This is a genomic window from Streptomyces sp. (assembly GCF_019510245.1).
GTDB lineage: Bacteria > Actinomycetota > Actinomycetes > Streptomycetales > Streptomycetaceae > Streptomyces.
In genome coordinates, this window is the sequence record NZ_JAEKKT010000204.1 from 42,430 (window position 1) to 63,097 (window position 20,668).

The following is a 20,668-nucleotide window of genomic DNA, read 5'->3' on the forward strand; positions in this document are numbered from 1 at the left end:
CGGCGGACCACGCCTGATACCGGCGCGCGCTCAGGCGGCCTGCGGGCCCCGGAACGCGCGCCGGTAGGCGTTCGGCGTCGTACCCAGCGACTTCACGAACTGGTGCCGCAGCGCGGCCGCCGTCCCGAAGCCGGTCCGGCCCGCGATGGCGTCCATCGTCTCGTCCGTCCCCTCCAGCAACTCCTGCGCCAGCAGCACCCGTTGCCGCAGGATCCAGCGGTACGGCGTGGTGCCGGTCTCCTGCTGGAAGCGGCGGGCGAAGGTGCGCGGGGCCATCAGGGCGCGGGCGGCCAGCTGCTCGACGGTGACCTCCTCGTCGAGGTGCTCCGTCATCCAGGCCAGCACCCCGCCGACCGTGTCGCAGGGGCCCTCGGGCAGCGGGCGCTCGATGTACTGGGCCTGGCCGCCGTCCCGGTGCGGAGGCACCACCATCCGCCGGGCGATCTTCCTGGCGACCTCGGGGCCCTGCTCCTTGCGCACGATGTGCAGACAGGCGTCGATGCCGGCCGAGGTGCCCGCCGAGGTGATCACCGGGTCCTCATCGACGTACAGCACGTCCGGCTCGACCCGGGTGCGCGGATACCGGCGGGCCAGCAGCTCCGCGTGCCGCCAGTGCACGGCACACCGGCGTCCGTCCAGCAGCCCGGCCGCGCCGAGCACGAAGACGCCGGAGCAGACGCTGAGGACCCTGGCGCCCCGGTCCACCGCCCGGCGCAGCGCGTCCAGCAGCTCGGGCGGGTACTCCCTGGTGACGTTTGCGTCCGAGGCCGGCACCGCGATCAGGTCGGCCTCTTCGAGGCGGTCGAGACCGTAGGGCGTCGAGACGGTGAGGCCGGGCACGTGGGTGCCGAGCGCCGGCCCCTCCGCCGAGACCACCGCGAAGTCGTACACCGGCAGCCCCTCGTCGGAGCGGTCGAGGCCGAAGACCTCGCAGACCACCCCCAGCTCGAAGGGGTGCACACCGTCGAGGAGCACCGTGGCCACGTTCGTCAGCATGCTGCCAGTGTGCCTCGCCGCTGGCAGTAATTCGAGGGTGTGTGGCAGTGCTGCCACTCACCGTAAGGCGTCTGCGGCGCGACAGTGGTGTCCATGAACGGAAACCAGATCGAAGGTCTCGTCGGAATGGTCCTGGTCCTCGGCATCCTGGTCCTCATGGCCCTCCCGTCCGTGCTCGGCGTCCTGCGCGACAGGCGCATCGACCGGCAGATCAGGGAGGCCCATGAGGACCGCGGGGAGCGGGAGACCCGGAAGGCTCGGCAGGCTCAGAAGTCCTCGTCGAGGTCGACCGTGCCCTCCACCGCCACCTGGTACGCGGACGGGCGGCGTTCGAAGAAGTTCGTCAGCTCCTGAACCCCCTGCAGCTCCATGAAGGAGAACGGGTTCTCCGAGCCGTACACCGGGGCGAAGCCCAGGCGGCCGAGCCGCTGGTCGGCGACGCACTCCAGGTACTGGCGCATGGAGTCGGTGTTCATGCCGGGCAGGCCGTCACCGCACAGGTCACGCGCGAACTGCAGCTCCGCCTCGACGGCCTCCCGCAGCATGTCGGTGACCTGCTGCCGCAGCTCGTCGTCGAAGAGCTCCGGCTCCTCCTTGCGGACGGTGTCCACGACGTCGAACGCGAAGCTCATGTGCATCGTCTCGTCACGGAACACCCAGTTGGTTCCGGTGGCGAGACCGTGCAGCAGACCCCGGCTGCGGAACCAGTAGACGTACGCGAAGGCGCCGTAGAAGAACAGGCCCTCGATGCACGCGGCGAAGCAGATGAGGTTGAGCAGGAATCGGCGGCGGTCGGCCTGGGACTCCAGGCGGTCCAGGTTCTCCACCGAGTCCATCCACGTGAAGCAGAACTCGGCCTTCTCGCGGATGGAGGGGATGTTCTCGACCGCCGCGAAGGCGGCGGCGCGGTCCTCCGGGTCGGGGAGGTAGGTGTCCAGGAGCGTCAGGTAGAACTGGACGTGCACGGCCTCCTCGAACAGCTGCCGGCTCAGATAGAGCCGCGCCTCGGGGGAGTTGATGTGCTTGTACAGCGTCAGCACCAGGTTGTTCGCCACGATCGAGTCACCGGTCGCGAAGAACGCCACCAGCCGGCCGATCAGGTGCTGTTCCATCGGGGACAGCTTCGCGAGGTCGGCGACGTCGGAGTGGAGGTCGACCTCCTCCACGGTCCAGGTGTTCTTGATGGCGTCCCGGTAGCGCTCGTAGAAGTCCGGGTAGCGCATCGGGCGGAGCGTGAGCTCGAAGCCGGGGTCGAGAAGGTTCTTGCTGGACATTACTGGCAGGCCTCGCAGGACTCGGGGTTTTCCAGGGAGCAGGCGACGGCGTCTTCGGGCGCCGCCTGCTGGACGGGGACGGTGGCTCGGGCCTGCGCGGCGCGGGCGATCCGGGTCGCCGGGCGCGAGCGCAGGTAGTACGTCGTCTTCAGACCCGACTTCCAGGCGTACGCGTACATCGAGGAGAGCTTGCCGATGGTCGGCGTCTCCAGGAAGAGGTTCAGGGACTGGGCCTGGTCCAGGTACGGGGTGCGCGCGGCGGCCATGTCGATCAGGCCGCGCTGCGGGATCTCCCAGGCGGTGCGGTAGAGATCGCGCACCTCCTGCGGGATCCAGACGAAGTCCTGCACCGAGCCGTTGGCCTCGCGCAGCGCCTCGCGGGTGCGGGCGTCCCAGACGCCGAGGTCCTTAAGGTCCTGCACCAGGTAGGAGTTGACCTGGAGGAACTCACCGGACAGCGTCTCGCGCTTGAAGAGGTTCGAGACCTGCGGCTCGATGCACTCGTACACGCCCGCGATCGAGGCGATGGTGGCGGTGGGCGCGATGGCGAGCAGGAGACTGTTGCGCAGGCCCGTCGTCGCGATCCGCGCGCGCAGCGCCGCCCAGCGCTCCGGCCAGGTGAACTCGACGCCGTAGTGGTCGGGGTGCAGCACGCCCTGCGCGGTGCGGGTCTTCTCCCAGGCCGGCAGCGGGCCGCCGCGCTCGGCGAGGTCGGCGGAGGCCTCGTAGGCGGCGAGCATGATCCGCTCGGCGATCCGGGTGGACAGCGCCTTCGCCTCGGCGGAGTCGAAGGGCAGCCGCAGTTTGAAGAAGACGTCCTGGAGCCCCATCGCGCCCAGCCCCACCGGCCGCCACCGGGCGTTGGACCGGCCGGCCTGCTCGGTCGGGTAGAAGTTGATGTCGACGACCCGGTCGAGGAAGGTGACGGCGGTGCGGACGGTCTCGTCGAGCCGCTCCCAGTCGATGTCCCCGTTGGCCACGAAGGCGCCGAGGTTGACCGAGCCCAGGTTGCAGACGGCCGTCTCGCCGTCGTCCGTGACCTCCAGGATCTCCGTGCAGAGGTTCGAGGAGTGGATGACATGGCCGGGGGTGGCCGTCTGGTTGGCGGTCCGGTTGGCCGCGTCCTTGAACGTCATCCAGCCGTTGCCGGTCTGCGCGAGGGTCCGCATCATCCGGCCGTACAGGTCACGGGCGGGGAGGGTCCGGCGCGCCAGCCCCTGCGCCTCGGCCCTGCGGTAGGCCGCGTCGAACTCCTCGCCCCACAGGTCGACGAGTTCCGGTACGTCGGCGGGGGAGAAGAGCGACCACGGCTCGTCGGCGTTCACCCGGCGCATGAACTCGTCCGGGACCCAGTGCGCGAGGTTGAGGTTGTGGGTACGGCGGGCGTCCTCACCGGTGTTGTCGCGCAGTTCCAGGAACTCCTCGATGTCGGAGTGCCAGGTCTCCAGGTAGACCGCGGCGGCGCCCTTGCGACGGCCGCCCTGGTTGACGGCGGCGACCGAGGCGTCCAGCGTCTTCAGGAACGGCACGATGCCGTTGGAGTGCCCGTTCGTGCCGCGGATGAGCGAGCCGCGCGCACGGATCCGGCTGTACGACAGACCGATGCCGCCGGCGTGCTTGGAGAGGCGGGCGACCTGGTGGTAGCGGTCGTAGATCGAGTCCAGCTCGTCCTTCGGGGAGTCGAGGAGGTAGCAGGACGACATCTGGGGGTGCCGGGTGCCGGAGTTGAAGAGGGTGGGGGAGGACGGGAGGTAGTCGAGGCGGCTCATCAGCCCGTAGAGCGCGGCGACTTCGTCCAGCGACCTGGTGGTGTCTCCCCCAGAGGGGGCACCCCCATCGGCGAGACCGGCGGCGACCCGGAGCATGAAGTGCTGGGGCGTCTCGATGACCTTGCGGGTGATCGGGTGCCGGAGCAGGTACCGGCTGTGCAGCGTGCGCAGGCCGAAGTAGCCGAAGCGGTCGTCGGCGGCCGGGTCGACGAGCGCGTCGAGGCGGGCCGCGTGCAGTCGGACGAACTCGGCGGTGCGGTCGGCGACGAGGCCCTCGCGGTGCCCCACGGCCACGGATCCGGTGAAGGACGTCACGCCCTGCGAGGCGGCCTCGGCGCGGATGGAGACGGTGAGCAGACGCGCGGCCAGCCGCGAGTAAGCGGGGTCCTCCGAGATCAGACCGGCGGCGGCCTCGGTGGCCAGCTCGCGCAACTCCGACTCGTCGGCCCGCGCGGACCGGCCGCGCAAGGCGGCGGCGGCGACCCGGCCGGGGTCGGCGTCGGGGAGGTCGGCGGTCAGCTCGGTCAGGGTCCGCAGCAGCGCGGTACCGGGACCGTCGTCCGCCGCGGATTCCACAGAGCTGGTCGCTGAAGCCGGGTCGGCTGGCGCGATGGTCACGTGGGGCTCTCCCTCGCTGGGCACGGGGCCTGGCGGAGGGCAGGGGCAGCACACGGCGCGCACGCGTGTCGCGTCCCCGGCCCACTCCACGAGGCCCGGACGTCAGAACGCCCGAACCGGGTGGCTGGGCGTGCTGTCGGCAGGTCCTCGGACTGATTCCTGTGCACGAACATGCACAAGTACACCGTTGCGGGACAGTTCCGGATTCGCACCGGATTCCCCTGTGGCGACAGCGAGCATGAGCATACATCTAGTGCCGGGCCGCGATGCCACCCCCAGATGTTGTGCCGCGGTGGTGTCGGAGTGTCAACTCATAGGTGAGGAGAGTGATGTCGTCCAGGTGTGGCACGGGGTTCCAGTCCCGCTCGGGTGTGCGGAGGAACCCGAGGCGTTCGTAGAGCCGGTGGGCGGTGTGCATGCTGCGCTGGCTCGACAGGACGACGGCCGTGCAGCCCTCCACGGCCCGGGCCCGGTCGACGCAGGCGCGGACGAGGGCCTCGCCGGCACCTCGGCCGCGGGACTCGTGGGCGACCGCGAGCGCCCTGATCTCGGCCTCGCCGGGGCGGGCGATGTCGGCGACCGGGCCGGGGCCGGAAACGAAGGTGACCCCGCCGAGCAGTCTTGCGCCGTCGACCGCCACGAGCACCTCCGCGGCGACCGCCCGGCCGGCCACGTCCTTCAGTACGGGCAGGTACGGGTCGCCCTCGCCGTAGTCGAGGAGGCCGTCCCGGAGGTAGGCCTGGGCGGTGAGCTCGCCGAGGTCTTCGTATTCCGCGGGGGCCGCGGGCCGGATCGTGATGTCCATGGTGCCGAGTCTGCCGGAGGGCTCGGACGACGTGCGCCTGAATTCACCGGGGGTGTATCGGTCTTGCTCTGCCGTCGGCGGAGTCGAGTTGCGGGGTGCGGCGGGAGTGCTTCCATGGAGGTAGGTGCCCGCGGGTCCTCCGTGCCGAGAGCCGGTCTCGGAAGGAGAGGCACCATGTCGAGAATCGTCCGTCACCCGCCGGGCAAGGTCCGGCCACGCAGTGCGCCGATGGCGACGCTGGATGCGAGGCGGGCGTGGCGTCGGCTCCGGCGGTTCTTTCTGGGGCACTGGCACCATCTGACCATCTGGCTGGAGGCCCGCCGCAACACCACCCGGCCCAAGACCTGGCGCCGGTGGTGGTCGTACACCAATCTGAACCGGGTCGTCTGGCTGACTCTGCTGATCCTGCTGCTCGCCTGGGTCGCTGAGGGCATCTGGATCCTGTTCACCCACCGTACGACCCCCTTCGAGCAGTGGCGGCACAGGTCCGAGGACGGGTTCGACGCCGTCCTGCGCTTCCTCGGCCCGCTCCTCGCCGCCTCGGTCGCCGCGGCGGCGTTTCTGTTCTTCTGGTACCACTGGACCAAGAGGCGCTACCTCGCCAAGGCCCGCAAGGAGCCGCGCAGACTGGTGCGCACCGCAGGGCCGGACATCTCCGAGATCGTGGGCCGGGAGGAGATCGCCCGAGTCATCGCCCAGCGGTTGCGGCAGCGTGAGACTCGCAGGCCCTATCTGCTCGTCGGTGGTATCGGCACGGGCAAGACCGCCGTCCTGGTGCGGCTCACCGAGCTACTGGCCCGTCAGCACGCCGTTCCGGTGCCGATACGGTTGCGGGACGCCACCGGTGGTGACCTCAACTTCGAGCGGATGGCCAGGGAACGGTTCGCCGAGGAGGCGCCCCGGGGCATTCTGGCACGCGGCAAGAACGACCGGGTCTGGCAACAACTGCTCGCCGACGACAAGGTGGTGGTGATCGCCGACGGCCTGGAGGAGGCGGTGCTCGACGAGAGGTTCCAGGAGGACCGGGACAACATCATCCGCAAGGCCATCGAGCGTGCCTACGAGGAGAAGCTGCCGCTCGTCATCGCATCCCGGCCGCACAGCCCGCTGGAGAGCACCCCCGCCGCGATCGTGGAGCTCGAACCGCTGAGCGAGGAGGAGGCCCTGCGCTTCGTCGAGGCGCAGGTCCCGGAGAGCGACGAGCGCCGTATCGACTGGATCGTGGAGACCGCGGAGGTCACCGAATCGCCCATCTACCTCCAGATCGCCCGCGAACTGCACCACCACGGAGGCCTGGAACGCAACCGTCTGCGCAACGACGGCCATCGGCTCGACACCCGCAGCTGGGACCGCAGCACCCTGCGGCTGTGGCTGCTGGAGACGTGGGACCGTGCCGTGCGCGAGGGCCGGCTGCGCGAGGACGTCGAGCTGAGTCCCCGGGAACGCGACGACACCGTCGAGGTGGTCTCCGCGCTCGCGTGCATCGGACTGCTCCAGGACCGGCTGGAGGTCGGTTTCGCCGAACTGCTGGGCGACGACGTCCACCCCGGTCCGACGCGGCGGACATCGGCCCGGGCGGACCATCTGTGGGCCATGGCGCGCCGTTTCGACCGGTACGGCAAGCGTGGGAACACCTTCTCCGAGTGGCATCGGGAACAGGTCTGGAAAACGCTCTGCGACCACCTGAGCCCCAGAGAGAGGAAGCGTCTGCTCGAGGGCAACATGGGCCAGTGCCAGACCGCGCTCGCTCACTTCGCGGCCAACGCGGACAAGCTCCGGCTGGTGGAGAGCTTCGAGAAGAGGGTCCGTTTCCCGCACAGCACCCTCCAGGCCTACTTCGGCTTCCGCATGCTGAGTCACCTCGGCGAGCACGACGCCGGCGAGTTGATCGAGCTGGCCCTGCGGCCGCCGGGCCCGAGCCGCGAGCTGCTCATCGCTCTGGTGCTGCTCGCCCGTCGACGGGCGGCGGAGCTGTCGGCCAAGGGAGGCAGTGTCGGGGCCGAGGTCAGGAAGTACCGGGACGAGCTGTGGCGGCAGGCACCGGTGTACGGACGGCCCATGGCAGACCGGCTCTTCACGGCGGCGAACCGTCGCACGGACGATCCCAAGGCCCTGGACCTCTACGCGGCGGCCCTGGAGGTCGACAGCGCCGAGTCCAGGCCGCGCCTGCTGAGCGACATCGTCAAGAAGGTGTACGAGCGCTGGCCCGACATCAAGGGTGACCGGCGCACCGTCGAGGACGCCAAGCGAAGGCTGGCCAAGCAGCTTGGCACAGCACTTCGTGCGGCTTCCCAGAAGACCGACACCATGTTGCTCTACTACTACCTCTTCCAGATCGGCAAGGGGGAGCCCTCGTACGCCGTGCGCCTGGCCGTCGGCCAGGAGTTCGGCAGCGGCGGCAACTCGGCGTTCGCGATCATCCGGGAGAGGTACGGTCTGAACACCGACCCCGTCAGGGAATACGAGGAGACGGTCAGCGAGCTGAGGGCCGGCCGGAGGAAGCAGCACGACGACTGGACCGTGCGGATGCGGGACGCGATGACCGCCCGGGCCTCCTCGTGGGACCGGTCGGCCGCGGAGATCGACCGGCTGCAGCAGCGCCGTATGAAGACCAAGCAGCGGTACCGGAAGGACCGTATCGAGTTGTCCAGGGAGTTCGTGATGCGGGCCTGGATGATCCCCATGCTGCTGGGATCCGTCGACGAAGCCCACCGTGACGAGGCCCGTGAACGCCTCACCAAGTGGGTGCGCCACCTCGATCCCGAGTACACCCACGGCGCCCCCGACCTGCCGCTCGCCCTCGAGGCCGCGCTGGCCCAGGGTTTCAAGTTCGCCGCCAATCGCCGCAAACGCCATCCCTATTCGTATCCGGGCAGCCGGGCCGAGCTGATCCGGCAGGCGGAGACGATGCTCCAGCGGTCCCGGTGCTGGTACACCCAGCTGACGCTGCTCCAGGCGCTCTGCCTGTGGGAGCTTCCGGACAGTGCCGGCCACCGCGAACGGGAGGCGGACGGAGCGGTGTGGCGGGAGAACGGATCCGGTATACGGCTCGTGGCCTCCCGGGCGATGGCGGGGACCAGCGCGGTACAGACGGTGCAGCGCTGGCTGTCCATGGCGGGCACGGTGAACGCCCCGCCGGGCCCGCCCGCCGGCAACGGTGACGTGCCTCGGCGGACGCTCCATCCGTTCGTCGCCGAGGCCGCCGATCTGGTGGCCATGGCACTGGAGACAGGACAGCCCGAGCGCTTCCTGTGGATCGACGAGAAGACCGTCACCGACAACGTGGGCTCACGCGTCGAACAGAACGGCGGCTACCGAAGGCACAACCTGTGGATACCGCCGTCCGCCGGGTGGAGCACCCTCGACGGACGCGCCCAGCGCCTCGTCGCCGACGTGCTGCTGATGCTCAACCTGATCGAGCGGGACGGCTACCCGGACGAGGTCGAGGAGCGCATGGCCCGTGCCGAGCGCTCGGGGACGCCGCTCCCGCCGTGCCTCTGCACGAGCCGTGAGCCGCTCAGGCCCGGTCTGCGGCCCGGCACCGCGGCACCGCCCGCACCGGGTACCGCCTGTCTGCCCGACTGCAAGTTCCAGCTGTGCCCGTACCCGCCCCGGGGCACAGTGCCGCGGGGAGAGGTCCGCGAGCCCTTCTGCCGGCAACAGCAGGTGCTGCTGCCAGGCCCCGTACGGCGGTGCTTCCCCAGGCTCGTGCACCGCAAGACGCCGCCCTGGGTGAGCATGCGCGTCCGCGAACTGGACCGTTTCTGGGACGCGATGGCCGGGCGTACGCGCGACTAGGGAGCCATGCGTACGCCCGGCCGGGTCTCGTCAGTGCGCGGATCCCGCCACGGCCGGCGGCAGTTCCACCTCCACCCCCGGGTCGCCCGCGTCCGCCGTGTAGTCCCCGGGGTTGGTCTCGTCGATGCCCTCAGGGGCCTTGAAGGCCTTCAGGGCGAAGGTCAGGATCACCGTGACCGCCACGTTCATCACGAAGGCGGTGAGGCCGATGTAGCCGATCTCGCCGAGGCCGGGGATCTTCTTGGACGAGCCGCCGAAGTGCGCCTGGGTCGGGGAGGCCACGCCGTACGCGGCGACCGTGCCGTAGACCATGCCGACCGCCCAGCCCGCCAGCAGGGCCCAGCGGTGGAACCAGCGGGTGAACAGGCCGCCGACCAGGGCCGGGAAGGTCTGCAGGATCCAGATCCCGCCGAGGAGCTGGAAGTTGATGGCGACCGTCTTGTCCATGGTGAGGACGAAGACCAGCGCGCCCACCTTCACCAGCAGGGAGACCAGCTTGGAGACCTGGGCCTCCTGCTTCGGCGTGGCGTCCGGCTTGATGAAGTCCCGGTAGATGTTGCGGGTGAAGAGGTTCGCGGCCGCGATGGACATGATGGCCGCGGGGACCAGGGCGCCGATGCCGATCGCCGCGAAGGCCACGCCCGCGAACCAGTCCGGGAACATGTTCTCGAACAGCTGGGGGATGGCCAGCTGGCCGTTGGTGACCTTGACGCCGGCCGCGATGGCCATGAAGCCCAGCAGGGCGAGCAGGCCGAGCATCAGGGAGTACAGCGGCAGGATCGTGGTGTTGCGGCGGATCACGTCCCGGCTCCGGGAGGAGAGCGTCGCGGTGATCGAGTGCGGGTACATGAAGAGCGCGAGGGCGGAGCCCAGCGCCAGGGTGGCGTACGTCCACTGGCCGGCCGCGGGCGGGACGAGGCCGCCCGCTCCCGCCGCCGTGAACTTGTCGCCGGCCTTGGCGAAGATGTCGTCGAAGCCGCCCAGCTTGATCGGGATGTAGATGATCGCCACCGCGATGACGATGTAGATCAGCGCGTCCTTCACGAACGCGATCAGGGCGGGGGCACGCAGGCCGGAGGAGTAGGTGTAGGCCGCCAGCACGCCGAAGGCGATGAGGAGCGGGAGGTCCTTCACGAACCAGTTGGTGTTGTCGCCGCCTCCCACGCCCATCACGTCCAGCACCGCCTGGATGCCGACGAGCTGGAGCGCGATGTAGGGCATCGTCGCCAGGATGCCGGTGAGGGCGACGGCGAGCGAGAGGCCCTTGGAGCCGAAGCGGCCGCGGACGAAGTCCGAGGTGGTCACGTAGCCGTGCTTGTGCGAGACCGACCACAGCCGCGGCAGGAAGGTGAAGATCAGCGGGTAGACCAGGATCGTGTACGGCACCGCGAAGAAGCCGGCCGCGCCCGCCGCGTAGATCGCCGCGGGTACGGCGACGAAGGTGTACGCCGTGTACAGGTCGCCGCCGAGCAGGAACCAGGTGACCCAGGTGCCGAACGACCGGCCGCCGAGCCCCCATTCGTCGAGGGAGTGCTCGTTCTCGGCCTTGCGCCAGCGCGCGGCCAGGAAGCCCATGACCGTGACGGCCAGGAAGAAGAAGATGAAGACGCCGAGCGCGACGCCGTTCACACCGTCCTTCACTGCTGCGCACCCCCGCTCGTGTTCTCGGCCCTGCGGGCGCGCTGGTCGCGCTGCCACAGCTGGTAGGCGGTCATCGTGAGCGCGGTGGAGAGCAGCACCCACAGCATCTGGTACCAGTAGAAGAACGGGATCCCGATGAACACCGGGTCCGTCTTGGCGTACGAGCCCACCCAGAGCATCGCCACGAAGGGCGCTATCAGGCAGAGGGCGATGGCGACGCGGATGGGCGTCACCACCGCCGCTTTGGTCACATCGGACGCATCTGACATCTCGCGGCTCCGTCCCCTCACTGACCGCACGGCGATCACCGTTGTTCACCTGTGTAATGCGCAGGCAATCATGGCGAACGCGCAAGGTCAGCGGAAGACCTCATCCGCATATCGGCATGTCGATTTGGTGGAGAAGGGTGACGTGCCGTCAGGAGGGGCGGGGTGTGTGCGTGCTCAGTCCTGGGGCCGCTTGAGGCGGGCGACGAACTTGTAGCGGTCGCCGCGGTACACCGAGCGCACCCATTCCACCGGCTGGCCGTCGCGGTCCAGGGAGTGGCGGGAGAGCATCAGCATCGGCAGGCCGACGTCGGTACCGAGCAGGCCGGCCTCGCGCGGGGTCGCCAGCGAGGTCTCGATGGTCTCCTCGGCCTCGGCGAGATGGACGTCGTACACCTCGGCCAGGGCGGTGTACAGGGACGTGTACTTGACGAGGGAGCGGCGCAGGGCCGGGAAGCGCTTCGCGCTCAGGTGCGTGGTCTCGATCGCCATCGGCTCGCCGTTGGCCATGCGCAGCCGCTCGATGCGCAGCACGCGCCCGCCTGCCGTTATGTCGAGCAGCCCGGCGAGCCGGTCGTCCGCGGTGATGTAGCCGATGTCCAGCAGCTGCGAGGTCGGCTCCAGGCCCTGGGCCCGCATGTCCTCCGTGTAGGAGGTGAGCTGGAGCGCCTGGGAGACCTTGGGCTTGGCGACGAAGGTGCCCTTGCCCTGGATGCGCTCGAGGCGGCCCTCGACGACCAGTTCCTGGAGGGCCTGGCGCACGGTGGTGCGGGAGGTGTCGAACTCGGCGGCCAGGGTGCGCTCGGGCGGGACCGGGGTGCCGGGGGCCTGTGTCTCGGTCATTTCGAGCAGGTGCTTCTTCAGGCGGTAGTACTTGGGCACGCGCGCGGTACGGACGGCTGTCCCGCTCTCGTTCTCCGCACTGCTGACGTCGGTGCTCATGCTCCGCCTTCCCGGCTATTGATGCGGCTGGCCTCGTGGCACGGCAGCGTACCGGGATTCGCCCTGCACGCTGCGTGATCCCCTCTGTATACCGTCGCAGGCGCTGTTGGTCTAGTCCACCGAGAGAGTGGTCTACCGGAATTGTCTCGTCCGCGCCCCGGGTTTTCGAGGGTTTCTTACTTAAAGGTTCCTGCATATGTAGGTCGCATAACAGCTGGTCGGAGGGGTTTCGGCCACCCTTGACAGGCCTGGTGGTCTGGGCCAAGCTTCCCGCACTGGTCTACACCATTGGTCCAGGTCCCGGCCCAACGCTCGTGCGGGGAGGCAGGGGGGTTTGTGGCATCCCTGAGGAGGGTGGCGTGAAGCGCAAGCTGATAGCCGCGATTGGTATCGCGGGCATGGTCTTCTCGGTCGCGGCGTGTGGCAGTGACAACAAGGACGACAACAAGTCCCAGGGCTCGGACGCCAAGGCACTGACCGTCTGGCTCACGGTCGACGCACAGAACAACTGGCCCGACCTGGTCAAGGCCGCCGACGCCGCCGTGCAGAAGAAGCACCCCGGCATCAAGATCAAGCACGAGTACTACGGCTGGCCGGACAAGAACACCAAGCTGGACGCCGTCCTCGCCACGGACAAGGCCCCCGACGTCGTCGAGATGGGCAACACCGAGATGCTCGGCTACATGGTGAAGGGCGCCTTCGCCCCCGTCGACGCCTCCCAGTTCACCAGCTCCGACCAGTGGCTCGACGGCCTCAAGGCCTCCGTCACCTACCAGGGCAAGACCTACGGCGTGCCGTACTACGCCGGCGGCCGGGTCGCCAACTGGCGCAAGGACATCGCCGCCTCGGCCGGCATCAAGACCACGCCGAAGACCTACACCGAGCTGACCGCCGACCTGGACAAGATCCAGAAGAAGGAAGGCGACAAGTTCAGCGCCTGGTACCAGCCCACCCGCGACTGGTACGCGGCCATGTCCTTCGTCTACGACGCCGGTGGCTCCATCGCCGTCGAGAACGGCGGCAAGTGGCAGGGCAACCTCTCCTCGGCCGAGTCCATCAAGGGCCTCACCGAGTTCAAGAGCGTCATCGACAAGTACATGCACGGTGACAAGACCAAGGACGAGTCGGACCGCTACATCGTCTACGGCCAGGGCAAGTCGGCCATGATCTTCGGTGCCGCCTGGGAGGGCGCGACCGCGGCCGACCCGAAGAACGACAAGACCGGCGGCAAGCTGAAGGACAACCTCGTCAACTTCGTGATGCCCGGCCCGTCCGGCAAGAACATGCCGGTCTTCCTGGGCGGCTCCGACCTCGCCATCCCGGTGAAGTCCAAGGCGCAGGCCGTCGCCGCCGAGTGGATCAACGCGTTCACCGGTCCCTCCGGCCAGAAGGGCCTGATGGCCAAGGGCAACCTGCCGAACAACAAGACCGACCTCGCCACGCTGAAGAACGACCCGGCGACCGCGGTGCCGGCCGAGGCGGCCGAGTCCAACTGGTTCGTGCCGATGGCGCCGGGCTGGGGCCAGGTCGAGAAGGCCCAGGTACTCCAGACGATGCTGCAGAACATCGGCACCGGCAAGGAGAGCGTCGAGGCGGCGGCCAAGGAGGCCGACGCGGCGATCGACAAGGTCATCAACACCCCGTGACGGCCTGCGGCCGGGCCTGGACGACGGGGGGCCAGGTCCGGCCGGCGGGTTGATGTCAGAAGGTGCCGCGACGGGTTGGCGGGTTGGTGCCCGTTCGTTGTGGCTGGTCGCGCAGTTCCCCGCGCGCCCCTGAAGGCGCGCGAAGCGCGCCATGAAGGGGCGCGCTGCTGGCGGCCTCTCTCGATCTGTTTGAGGAGCGCACGATGAGTGCCGTTGATACGACCACACCCGCCAAGGTGCCGGCACCGCCACCGGACTCCCCGCAAAGACCACGTGCAAGCAGGCGCTCGGGCGGACCGGCCGTCCCCTGGCTGCTGCTCGCCCCCTGCCTGCTGATCCTGGCGCTCGTCCTCGGCTATCCCCTCTACCGGCTGGTCACCCTCTCCTTCCAGCAGTTCGGGCAGACCCAGCTGTGGGGGTTCAAGCCGGCCGAGTGGGTCGGGTTCGGGAACTTCTCCAAGGTCCTCGGCGACAGCGAGTTCTGGCAGGTCGTGGTGCGCACGATCGTCTTCGCGGCCGGCTGCGTCATCTTCACCATGGTCGTCGGCATGCTCGTCGCCCTGCTGCTGCAACGCGTCTCCGGCTGGGTGAAGACGCTGGTCAACATCGCACTGGTGGCCAGCTGGGGCATGCCGGTCATCGTCGCCACCACGGTCTTCAAGTGGCTCTTCGACTCCGACTACGGCATCCTCAACGCCCTGCTCAGCAAGCTCCCCGGGGTCGACATGGTCGGCCACAACTGGTTCGCCAGCGGGCCCGAGGGGCTCGCGGTGATCATGCTGCTGGTGGTCTGGGGAGCGGTCCCCTTCGTGGTCATCACGCTCAGCGCCGGACTCACCCAGGTCCCCAAGGAGCTGGAGGAGGCCGCCCGCCTCGACGGCGCCGGCCCCTGGGGCGTCTTCCGCTACGTCACGCTGCCCATCCTCAAGCCGGTCATCGTGATGCTGACGACCCTCTCGGTCATCTGGGACATGGGCGTCTTCCCGCAGGTCTTCGTGATGCGCGGCGGCCACCCCGAGGCCGAGTTCCAGCTGCTGACCACCTGGTCCTACGACCGCGCCTTCGTGGTCAACGACTACGGGCAGGGCTCCGCGATCGCCCTGCTCACCGTGCTCCTCCTGCTCGGCGTCGTCGCCGTGTACATGCGCCAGATGCTGAAGATCGGAGAGGTCGAATGAGCACCGCCGCCACCCCCGGCCACCGGAAGTCGAAGGCCGGCTGGAACCTCCTCGGCCTCCTCGTCTTCGTCATCGCGGGCTTCCCCGTCTACTGGATGCTGAACACGGCGTTCAAGCCGGCGAAGGACGCCATCGACCCGGACCCGAGCCTGCTGCCCACCGGCGTCACCCTCTCCAACTTCAGCCGCGCGCTGGACATCGCCGACTTCTGGGGCCCGGTCGGCCGCAGCCTGATCGTGTCCCTCTCCGTCGTGGTGATCGGCATGGTCGTCGGACTGCTGGCCGCCCTGGCCATCTCCCGGTTCGCCTTCCGCGGCCGCAAGATCGTGATCGTCGGCATCCTCGCGGTCCAGATGATCCCGCTGGTCGCCATGATCATCCCGGTCTTCCTGCTCCTCAACGACCTGGACCAGTACGACAAGCTCAGCGGCCTGATCATCACCTACCTGACCTTCATCCTGCCGTTCACGGTGTGGACGCTGCGCGGCTTCATCGTCAACATCCCGAAGGAGCTGGAGGAGGCCGCCATGGTCGACGGCTGCTCCCGCACCGGCGCCTTCGTCCGGGTGGTCTTCCCGCTGCTCGCCCCCGGCCTGGTCGCCACCTCGGTCTACGGCTTCATCCAGGCCTGGAACGAGTACCTCTACGCCCTGATGCTGCTCAGCCAGGACCACCAGACGGCGACCGTCTGGCTGGCCAACTTCACCACGCAGCACGGCACCGAATACGCCCCGATGATGGCCGGCGCCACCATGCTCGCCGTGCCGATCGTCGTCCTGTTCCTCCTCGTCCAGCGCAAGATGGCCGCGGGTCTCACCGCGGGCGCCGTGAAGGGATAACCCCATCCGATGACGACATTCGCCAGCGGTACGCGCCTCCGTCGGTGTGTTCGGCCGCAACATCCTCTCCGCCGAGCAGCTCTCGGCCCTCACCGCCCAGCTGCGCGCCGAGCGGGACGACGTCCTGGTGGCGATCGACGAGGAGGGCGGTGACGTCACCCGCCTCGAGGTACGCACCGGTTCCTCCTTCCCCGGCAACCACGCCCTCGGCGCCGTCGACGACCCGGAGCTGACCCGGCAGGTCGCCCTCGAACTGGGCCGCCGCCTCGCCGCCTGCGGGGTCAACTTCAGCTGGGCCCCGGTCGCCGACGTGAACTCCAACTCCGCCAACCCGGTCATCGGCGTCCGCTCCTTCGGCGCCGACCAGGACCTGGTCGCCCGGCACACGGCGGCCTACGTCACCGGCCTCCAGGCGGCCGGGGTGGCGGCCTGCACCAAGCACTTCCCGGGCCACGGCGACACCGCCGTCGACTCCCACCTCGCCATGCCCCGCATCGACGCGACCGCCGAGGTCCTGCACGCCCGCGAACTGGCGCCGTTCCGCGCCGCCATCGCCGCCGGCACCCGCGCCGTGATGAGCGCGCACATCCTGGTCCCCGCCCTGGACCCGACCCGGCCCGGGACGCTGTCCCACCGCGTGCTCACCGGGCTGCTGCGCGGTGAACTCGGCTACGACGGCCTGATCGTCACCGACGGCATCGAGATGCAGGCCATCGCCGGGACCTACGGCATCGAACACGGCACCGTCCTGGCGCTCGCCGCCGGAGCCGACGCGATCTGCGTGGGCGGCGGCCTCTCGGACGACGAGACGGTACGACGGCTGCGCGACGCCCTGGTCGCGGCGGTCCGCTCCGGCGAACTCCCCGAGGAACGCCTGGCGGACGCGGCGCAGCGGGTGCGGGCACTGGCGACCTGGACGGCCACGACGGAAGTGGCCCAGCCGGACCCGACCCTCACGGACATCGGCCTCGTCGCCGCCCGCCGCGCGCTTCGTGTGACGCGCGTCGACCCCTGGACGCCCCCGGCCGAACCGCTCTTCGTCGCCTCCTTCTCGCCCGAGACCAACATCGCCGTGGGCACGGAGACCCCGTGGGGCGTGTCCGCCGAACTGACCCGGCTCGTGCCCGGTACCGAGACGGGCAGCTTCGCAGGCGAGGACGCGGGCCACGCGGCCATCGTGGCGGCGGGGGAGCGCCGTGTCGTCGCGGTGGTCCGGGACGAACACCGGCACCCCTGGATGGCCGGGGCCCTGGACACCCTGCTCAAGGCCCGCCCCGACACGATCGTGGTGGAGATGGGCGTACCGCAGTCCGCGCCCCGGGGCCCGCTGTACATTGCGACGCACGGCGCGGCGCGGGTGTGCGGAGTGGCGGCGGCCGAGGTCATCGCGGGCGTGACCGCGTAGCTCACCCCATGCCCCGCGCCCCGCGCCCCTTTGGCGCGGGGCGTACCCCCGGCCGAAGGCTGGGGGAGGAACTGCGCGAGCAACCCCCACCCAGGGTCAGCCCGCATCCAACCGAACCTGGCAGGCGATTCCGCTAAATCCCCTGCCAGTCCGGCTTGTTGGCAAAGGTGTACCGGAAGTAGTCCGCGAACTTCAGCTTCGACGCGGCGGCCTCGTCGACGACCACCGTGGCGTGCCGGTGCAACTGCAGCGCAGACGCGGGGCACACCGCCGCGACCGGCCCCTCCACCGTCGCCGCGACCGCGTCGGCCTTCCCCTCGCCCGTGGCCAGCAGCACCAGGTGCCGCGCCTCCAGGATCGTCCCGATCCCCTGGGTGATGACGTGGTGCGGCACCTGCGTGATGTCCCCGTCGAAGAACCGCGCGTTGTCGACCCGGGTCTGCTCGGTCAGCGTCTTGATCCGGGTCCGCGAGGCCAGCGAGGAACACGGTTCGTTGAACCCGATGTGCCCGTCGGTCCCGATCCCGAGCAGCTGGAGGTCCACGCCGCCCGCCATCGCCAGCTCCGCGTCGTACGCCTCGCAGGCGGCCTGTACGTCCTCGGCCGCGCCGTCGGGTCCGAGGAACGCGTCCATCCCGATCCCGAGCGGCTCCAGCACCTCGCGCCGCAGCACCGACCGGTACGACTCCGGATGGTCGGCCGGCAGCCCCACGTACTCGTCGAGCTGGGCTATGCGCGCCCTCGAGGCGTCCACGGCACCGGCGCGGACCTTGGCGGTGAGCGCCTGGTAGATGGGGAGCGGGGTCGAGCCCGTGGCCACCCCGAGCAGCGCGGCCGGCTTGTGCCGGAGCAGCTGAGCCATGGCCTCGGCGATCAGCTCGCCGCCCGCGGCGGCGTCCGGAACGATGACAACTTCCACGCTGGGCCTGCCGTTCTCAAGAGGGCTGGAGGATCTGGATGGCCTATGTGGTTTAGACCAATCTGATGGGACCAATCTAACAGAACCGACCCCTGTCGCCGGAGGTCGGGTGCAGGGAAAGTGCAGGGAAAGGGGACAAGTGCGAGGTTACGTGAATACGTCGGATGGGGTGAATTGAGGAAAATTTCCGCAGCGGCGGAACCCTGCCTGGCCAGGTCGCCGAAAATTGCCCCGGACATCCGGCCCCACGGCCGCCCCCGGCGGGCTACGCTGCGATCGCATCAACTGTGAACAGTCTCCAACGCATGGACACACACCGTGGTCTAGTCCACAATTGCGTACGGGGGCTGAACGCGTACGGCACGACATCGGCCGTACGGCACAGTCACACTCTTCCGTCTTCCCCGCACAGGAAGGCGGACCGAGGAACCGGAGCTCTCTGCCCTGACTGCCCCGGCTCCTCACCATCGGCCGACCGGGACCGCACACCCCACGGCCGTTGCTGCTCCGGGCTGCGGTGCCGGGAGGGTTGAGGGTCCCTCCCAGGCGCCGCGGCCCGCGGGTGTCTCCGGGCCCGCTTCCCCCTGCCGTATCCGCCGGTTTTCGGCCATCCACATACCGCCAGGTACGCTCACAGACGTGCCCTCCATGAACGAACTGGTCCGCCAGCACACCGCCCTCGACGACTCCGACCTCGAGTGGCTCCATCTGCTGGTCTCGGAGTGGCAGCTGCTCTCCGACCTGTCCTTCGCCGACCTGGTCCTGTGGGTCCCCACCCGGGACGGCACCCGGTACGTCTCGGTGGCGCAGATGCGCCCCAACACCGGCCCCACCTCCTACCAGGACGACATGGTCGGCCACCTGGTCCCGCGCGGCCGGCGGCCCATGCTGGACATCGCCCTGGACGAGGGCCGGATCGTCCGTGAGGGCGACCCGGAGTGGCGCGAGGAGGTCCCCGTACGGGTCGAGTCCATCCCGGTGCGGCGCGAGGGCCGGGTGCTCGGGGTGATCGCCCGCAACACCAACCTGCTGAGCGTGCGCACCCCGAGCCGCCTGGAGCTCACCTACCTCCAGAGCGCTTCCGACCTCGCGCAGATGATCGCTGCCGGATCGTTTCCCTTCCCTAACCAGCAGGTCGACATGGACGCCTCGCCGCGGGTCGGCGACGGCCTGATCCGGGTGGACGGCGACGGCATCGTCCAGTACGCCTCCCCGAACGCCCTCTCCGCCTACCACCGGCTCGGCCTCGCCGCCGACCTGCTCGGCCACCACCTCGGCCAGACCACGGCCGAACTCGCCCCGACCAAGGGGCCGGTGGACGAGGCGCTCGCCAAACTCGCCAGCGGCTGGGCGCCGCGCGAGTTCGAGATCGAGTCCGAGGACGGCGTCATCCAGTTCCGGGCGATCCCGCTCAAGCCCAAGGGCACCCGCATCGGTTCCCTGGTCCTGCTCCGGGACGTCACCGAACTGCGGCGCCGTGAGCGGGAGTTGATCACCAAGGACGCCACCATCCGGGAGATCCACCACCGGGTGAAGAACAACCTCCAGACGGTCGCCGCGCTGCTGCGCCTGCAGGCCCGGCGCATCGACTCCGAACGCGGCCGGGAGGCCCTGGAGGAGGCCGTACGCCGGGTCGGCTCGATCGCCATCGTGCATGAGACGCTGTCCCAGAACCTGGACGAGCGCGTCGAGTTCGACGAGATCGCGGACCGGGTGCTCGCGATGGTCGCCGAGATCTCGCCCGGGAAGGTCGTTGGCCGGCGCACCGGCCGCTTCGGGATACTCGACGCCGAGGTCGCCACCCCGCTGTCGATGGTGCTCACCGAAGTCCTGCAGAACGCCCTCGAACACGGCTTCCGCGAGGGGGACACCGGCACCGTCGAGGTCTCGGCGGTCCGCGGCGGCACCAGCAAGGAGGCCCGGCTGCTCGTCACCGTCCAGGACGACGGTGTCGGCCTGCCCGAGGGATTCGACCCGCATCGCTCCGGCAACCTGGGCCTGCAGATCGTGCGGACGCTGGTGGAGGGCGAGTTGGGCGGCACGTTCGACATGGTGCCGGCGCCGGAGCGCGGGACCCGGGTGATCCTGGACGTGCCGGTGCGACCGCAGAAGTAGGCCGCGCCGCCGGGGTGTTCGGGCACAGCAAAGAGCCCCGGACCTGGTGGGTCCGGGGCTGCTCGCTCGTTGCTGCTCTTACTGCTAAGCGCATCGGGGGGTACTGCGCGCTGCGGCTCGGGGGCGGGAGATGCGTACTCGCTGTACGCGCCGCCAAGCTCAGGCTGTCACCAGGGGTGGGACTGTCAGGCGGTGGCCTGACGGGCCCGGTTGCGGGCGGCACGGCGCTTCATCGCGCGACGCTCGTCCTCGCTGAGACCACCCCAGACGCCGGAGTCCTGACCGGACTCGAGCGCCCACTGCAGACACTGATCCATGACGGGGCAGCGACGGCAGACGGCCTTGGCTTCCTCGATCTGCAGCAGCGCAGGACCGGTGTTGCCGATGGGGAAGAAGAGCTCGGGGTCTTCCTCGCGGCAAACGGCGTTGTGACGCCAGTCCATGGCTGCTACCTCTC

The 20,668-nt window shown here is 69.5% G+C and carries 15 protein-coding genes, 1 pseudogene and 1 riboswitch; of the genes and pseudogenes, 7 read left to right on the top strand and 9 right to left on the bottom strand.

Annotation, left to right across the window (positions count from 1 at the left end):
* Positions 1–30 precede the first annotated feature (30 nt).
* The gene (locus JF597_RS41295) at positions 31–996 is read right to left on the bottom strand and encodes a helix-turn-helix domain-containing protein (RefSeq protein WP_294008804.1); all 966 of its coding nucleotides are present in this window, start codon (positions 994–996) and stop codon (positions 31–33) included.
* A 93-nt stretch (positions 997–1,089) separates the two neighbouring features.
* Here JF597_RS41295 and JF597_RS41300 point away from each other — a divergent pair, with 93 nt between their 5' ends.
* Positions 1,090–1,350 (top strand): hypothetical protein, encoded by a 261-nt coding sequence (locus JF597_RS41300; protein WP_294008806.1) that lies wholly within the window; start codon positions 1,090–1,092, stop codon positions 1,348–1,350.
* On the opposite strand, the gene JF597_RS41305 is transcribed toward JF597_RS41300, so the two are convergent.
* The 3 genes from JF597_RS41305 to JF597_RS41315 form a co-directional block, all read right to left on the bottom strand.
* Positions 1,263–2,270: a ribonucleotide-diphosphate reductase subunit beta gene (locus JF597_RS41305; protein WP_294008808.1), complete on the bottom strand. Its 1,008-nt coding sequence runs from the start codon at positions 2,268–2,270 to the stop codon at positions 1,263–1,265. The two genes, JF597_RS41300 and JF597_RS41305, sit on opposite strands and share 88 nt — an antisense overlap.
* On the bottom strand, positions 2,270–4,657 hold the full coding sequence (locus JF597_RS41310) for a ribonucleoside-diphosphate reductase subunit alpha (RefSeq protein ID WP_294008811.1): 2,388 nt from the start codon (positions 4,655–4,657) through the stop codon (positions 2,270–2,272). The genes JF597_RS41305 and JF597_RS41310 overlap by 1 nt, the downstream gene beginning before the upstream one ends.
* Positions 4,658–4,777: 120 nt before the next feature.
* Positions 4,778–4,938, bottom strand: a riboswitch (cobalamin riboswitch).
* Complete coding sequence (locus tag JF597_RS41315; protein WP_294008813.1) at positions 4,908–5,462, bottom strand: GNAT family N-acetyltransferase; 555 nt, start codon at positions 5,460–5,462, stop codon at positions 4,908–4,910. (Overlaps the previous riboswitch by 31 nt.)
* A 174-nt stretch (positions 5,463–5,636) precedes the next feature.
* Here JF597_RS41315 and JF597_RS41320 point away from each other — a divergent pair, with 174 nt between their 5' ends.
* Positions 5,637–9,260, top strand: a complete 3,624-nt coding sequence (locus tag JF597_RS41320) for an ATP-binding protein (protein ID WP_294008815.1) — start codon at positions 5,637–5,639, stop codon at positions 9,258–9,260.
* 30 nt (positions 9,261–9,290) lie between these two features.
* Here the strand turns inward: JF597_RS41320 and mctP are convergent, their stop codons facing one another.
* The 3 genes from mctP to JF597_RS41335 form a co-directional block, all read right to left on the bottom strand.
* The gene (mctP, locus tag JF597_RS41325) at positions 9,291–10,901 is read right to left on the bottom strand and encodes a monocarboxylate uptake permease MctP (protein ID WP_294008817.1); all 1,611 of its coding nucleotides are present in this window, start codon (positions 10,899–10,901) and stop codon (positions 9,291–9,293) included.
* Positions 10,898–11,170 (bottom strand): DUF3311 domain-containing protein, encoded by a 273-nt coding sequence (locus tag JF597_RS41330; RefSeq protein ID WP_294008819.1) that lies wholly within the window; start codon positions 11,168–11,170, stop codon positions 10,898–10,900. The genes mctP and JF597_RS41330 overlap by 4 nt, the downstream gene beginning before the upstream one ends.
* 174 nt (positions 11,171–11,344) lie before the next feature.
* Positions 11,345–12,109, bottom strand: a complete 765-nt coding sequence (locus JF597_RS41335) for a GntR family transcriptional regulator (protein ID WP_093499171.1) — start codon at positions 12,107–12,109, stop codon at positions 11,345–11,347.
* Positions 12,110–12,468: 359 nt separating this feature from the next.
* On the opposite strand from JF597_RS41335, the gene JF597_RS41340 reads away from it, so the two are divergent.
* The 4 genes and pseudogenes from JF597_RS41340 to JF597_RS41355 form a co-directional block, all read left to right on the top strand.
* Positions 12,469–13,755: an extracellular solute-binding protein gene (locus tag JF597_RS41340; RefSeq protein WP_294008822.1), complete on the top strand. Its 1,287-nt coding sequence runs from the start codon at positions 12,469–12,471 to the stop codon at positions 13,753–13,755.
* 203 nt (positions 13,756–13,958) lie between these two features.
* Positions 13,959–14,933, top strand: coding sequence for a carbohydrate ABC transporter permease (locus JF597_RS41345; protein WP_294008824.1), 975 nt, complete (start codon positions 13,959–13,961; stop codon positions 14,931–14,933).
* The gene (locus JF597_RS41350) at positions 14,930–15,772 is read left to right on the top strand and encodes a carbohydrate ABC transporter permease (protein WP_294008826.1); all 843 of its coding nucleotides are present in this window, start codon (positions 14,930–14,932) and stop codon (positions 15,770–15,772) included. Before JF597_RS41345 ends, JF597_RS41350 begins: the two co-directional genes overlap by 4 nt.
* Positions 15,773–15,806: 34 nt before the next feature.
* Positions 15,807–17,177: pseudogene (locus tag JF597_RS41355) on the top strand (glycoside hydrolase family 3 protein); the annotation flags it as partial.
* A gap of 133 nt (positions 17,178–17,310) precedes the next feature.
* Here JF597_RS41355 and nagB read toward each other — a convergent pair.
* Positions 17,311–18,096 carry a glucosamine-6-phosphate deaminase gene (gene nagB / locus JF597_RS41360; protein WP_294008828.1) on the bottom strand — a complete coding sequence of 262 codons (786 nt, stop codon included), beginning with the start codon at positions 18,094–18,096 and terminating at the stop codon, positions 17,311–17,313.
* Between the two features lie 648 nt (positions 18,097–18,744).
* Here nagB and JF597_RS41365 point away from each other — a divergent pair.
* Entirely contained in the window at positions 18,745–20,211 is a 1,467-nt protein-coding gene (locus tag JF597_RS41365) for a sensor histidine kinase (protein WP_294008838.1), read from the top strand.
* Positions 20,212–20,396: 185 nt separating this feature from the next.
* On the opposite strand, the gene JF597_RS41370 is transcribed toward JF597_RS41365, so the two are convergent.
* Positions 20,397–20,654, bottom strand: coding sequence for a WhiB family transcriptional regulator (locus tag JF597_RS41370; protein ID WP_010353616.1), 258 nt, complete (start codon positions 20,652–20,654; stop codon positions 20,397–20,399).
* Between the last annotated feature and the right edge of the window lie 14 nt (positions 20,655–20,668).

What these genes read in the sequence shown, in the direction of transcription:
- JF597_RS41335 (WP_093499171.1), bottom strand. Translation starts at nt 12,109, where the DNA reads ATGAGCACCGACGTCAGCAGTGCGGAGAACGAGAGCGGGACAGCCGTC.
- JF597_RS41350 (WP_294008826.1), top strand. Translation starts at nt 14,930, where the DNA reads ATGAGCACCGCCGCCACCCCCGGCCACCGGAAGTCGAAGGCCGGCTGG.
- JF597_RS41330 (WP_294008819.1), bottom strand. Translation starts at nt 11,170, where the DNA reads ATGTCAGATGCGTCCGATGTGACCAAAGCGGCGGTGGTGACGCCCATC.
- JF597_RS41370 (WP_010353616.1), bottom strand. Translation starts at nt 20,654, where the DNA reads ATGGACTGGCGTCACAACGCCGTTTGCCGCGAGGAAGACCCCGAGCTC.
- JF597_RS41320 (WP_294008815.1), top strand. Translation starts at nt 5,637, where the DNA reads ATGTCGAGAATCGTCCGTCACCCGCCGGGCAAGGTCCGGCCACGCAGT.
- JF597_RS41365 (WP_294008838.1), top strand. Translation starts at nt 18,745, where the DNA reads ATGAACGAACTGGTCCGCCAGCACACCGCCCTCGACGACTCCGACCTC.
- JF597_RS41300 (WP_294008806.1), top strand. Translation starts at nt 1,090, where the DNA reads ATGAACGGAAACCAGATCGAAGGTCTCGTCGGAATGGTCCTGGTCCTC.
- JF597_RS41315 (WP_294008813.1), bottom strand. Translation starts at nt 5,462, where the DNA reads ATGGACATCACGATCCGGCCCGCGGCCCCCGCGGAATACGAAGACCTC.
- JF597_RS41295 (WP_294008804.1), bottom strand. Translation starts at nt 996, where the DNA reads ATGCTGACGAACGTGGCCACGGTGCTCCTCGACGGTGTGCACCCCTTC.
- JF597_RS41345 (WP_294008824.1), top strand. Translation starts at nt 13,959, where the DNA reads ATGAGTGCCGTTGATACGACCACACCCGCCAAGGTGCCGGCACCGCCA.
- JF597_RS41305 (WP_294008808.1), bottom strand. Translation starts at nt 2,270, where the DNA reads ATGTCCAGCAAGAACCTTCTCGACCCCGGCTTCGAGCTCACGCTCCGC.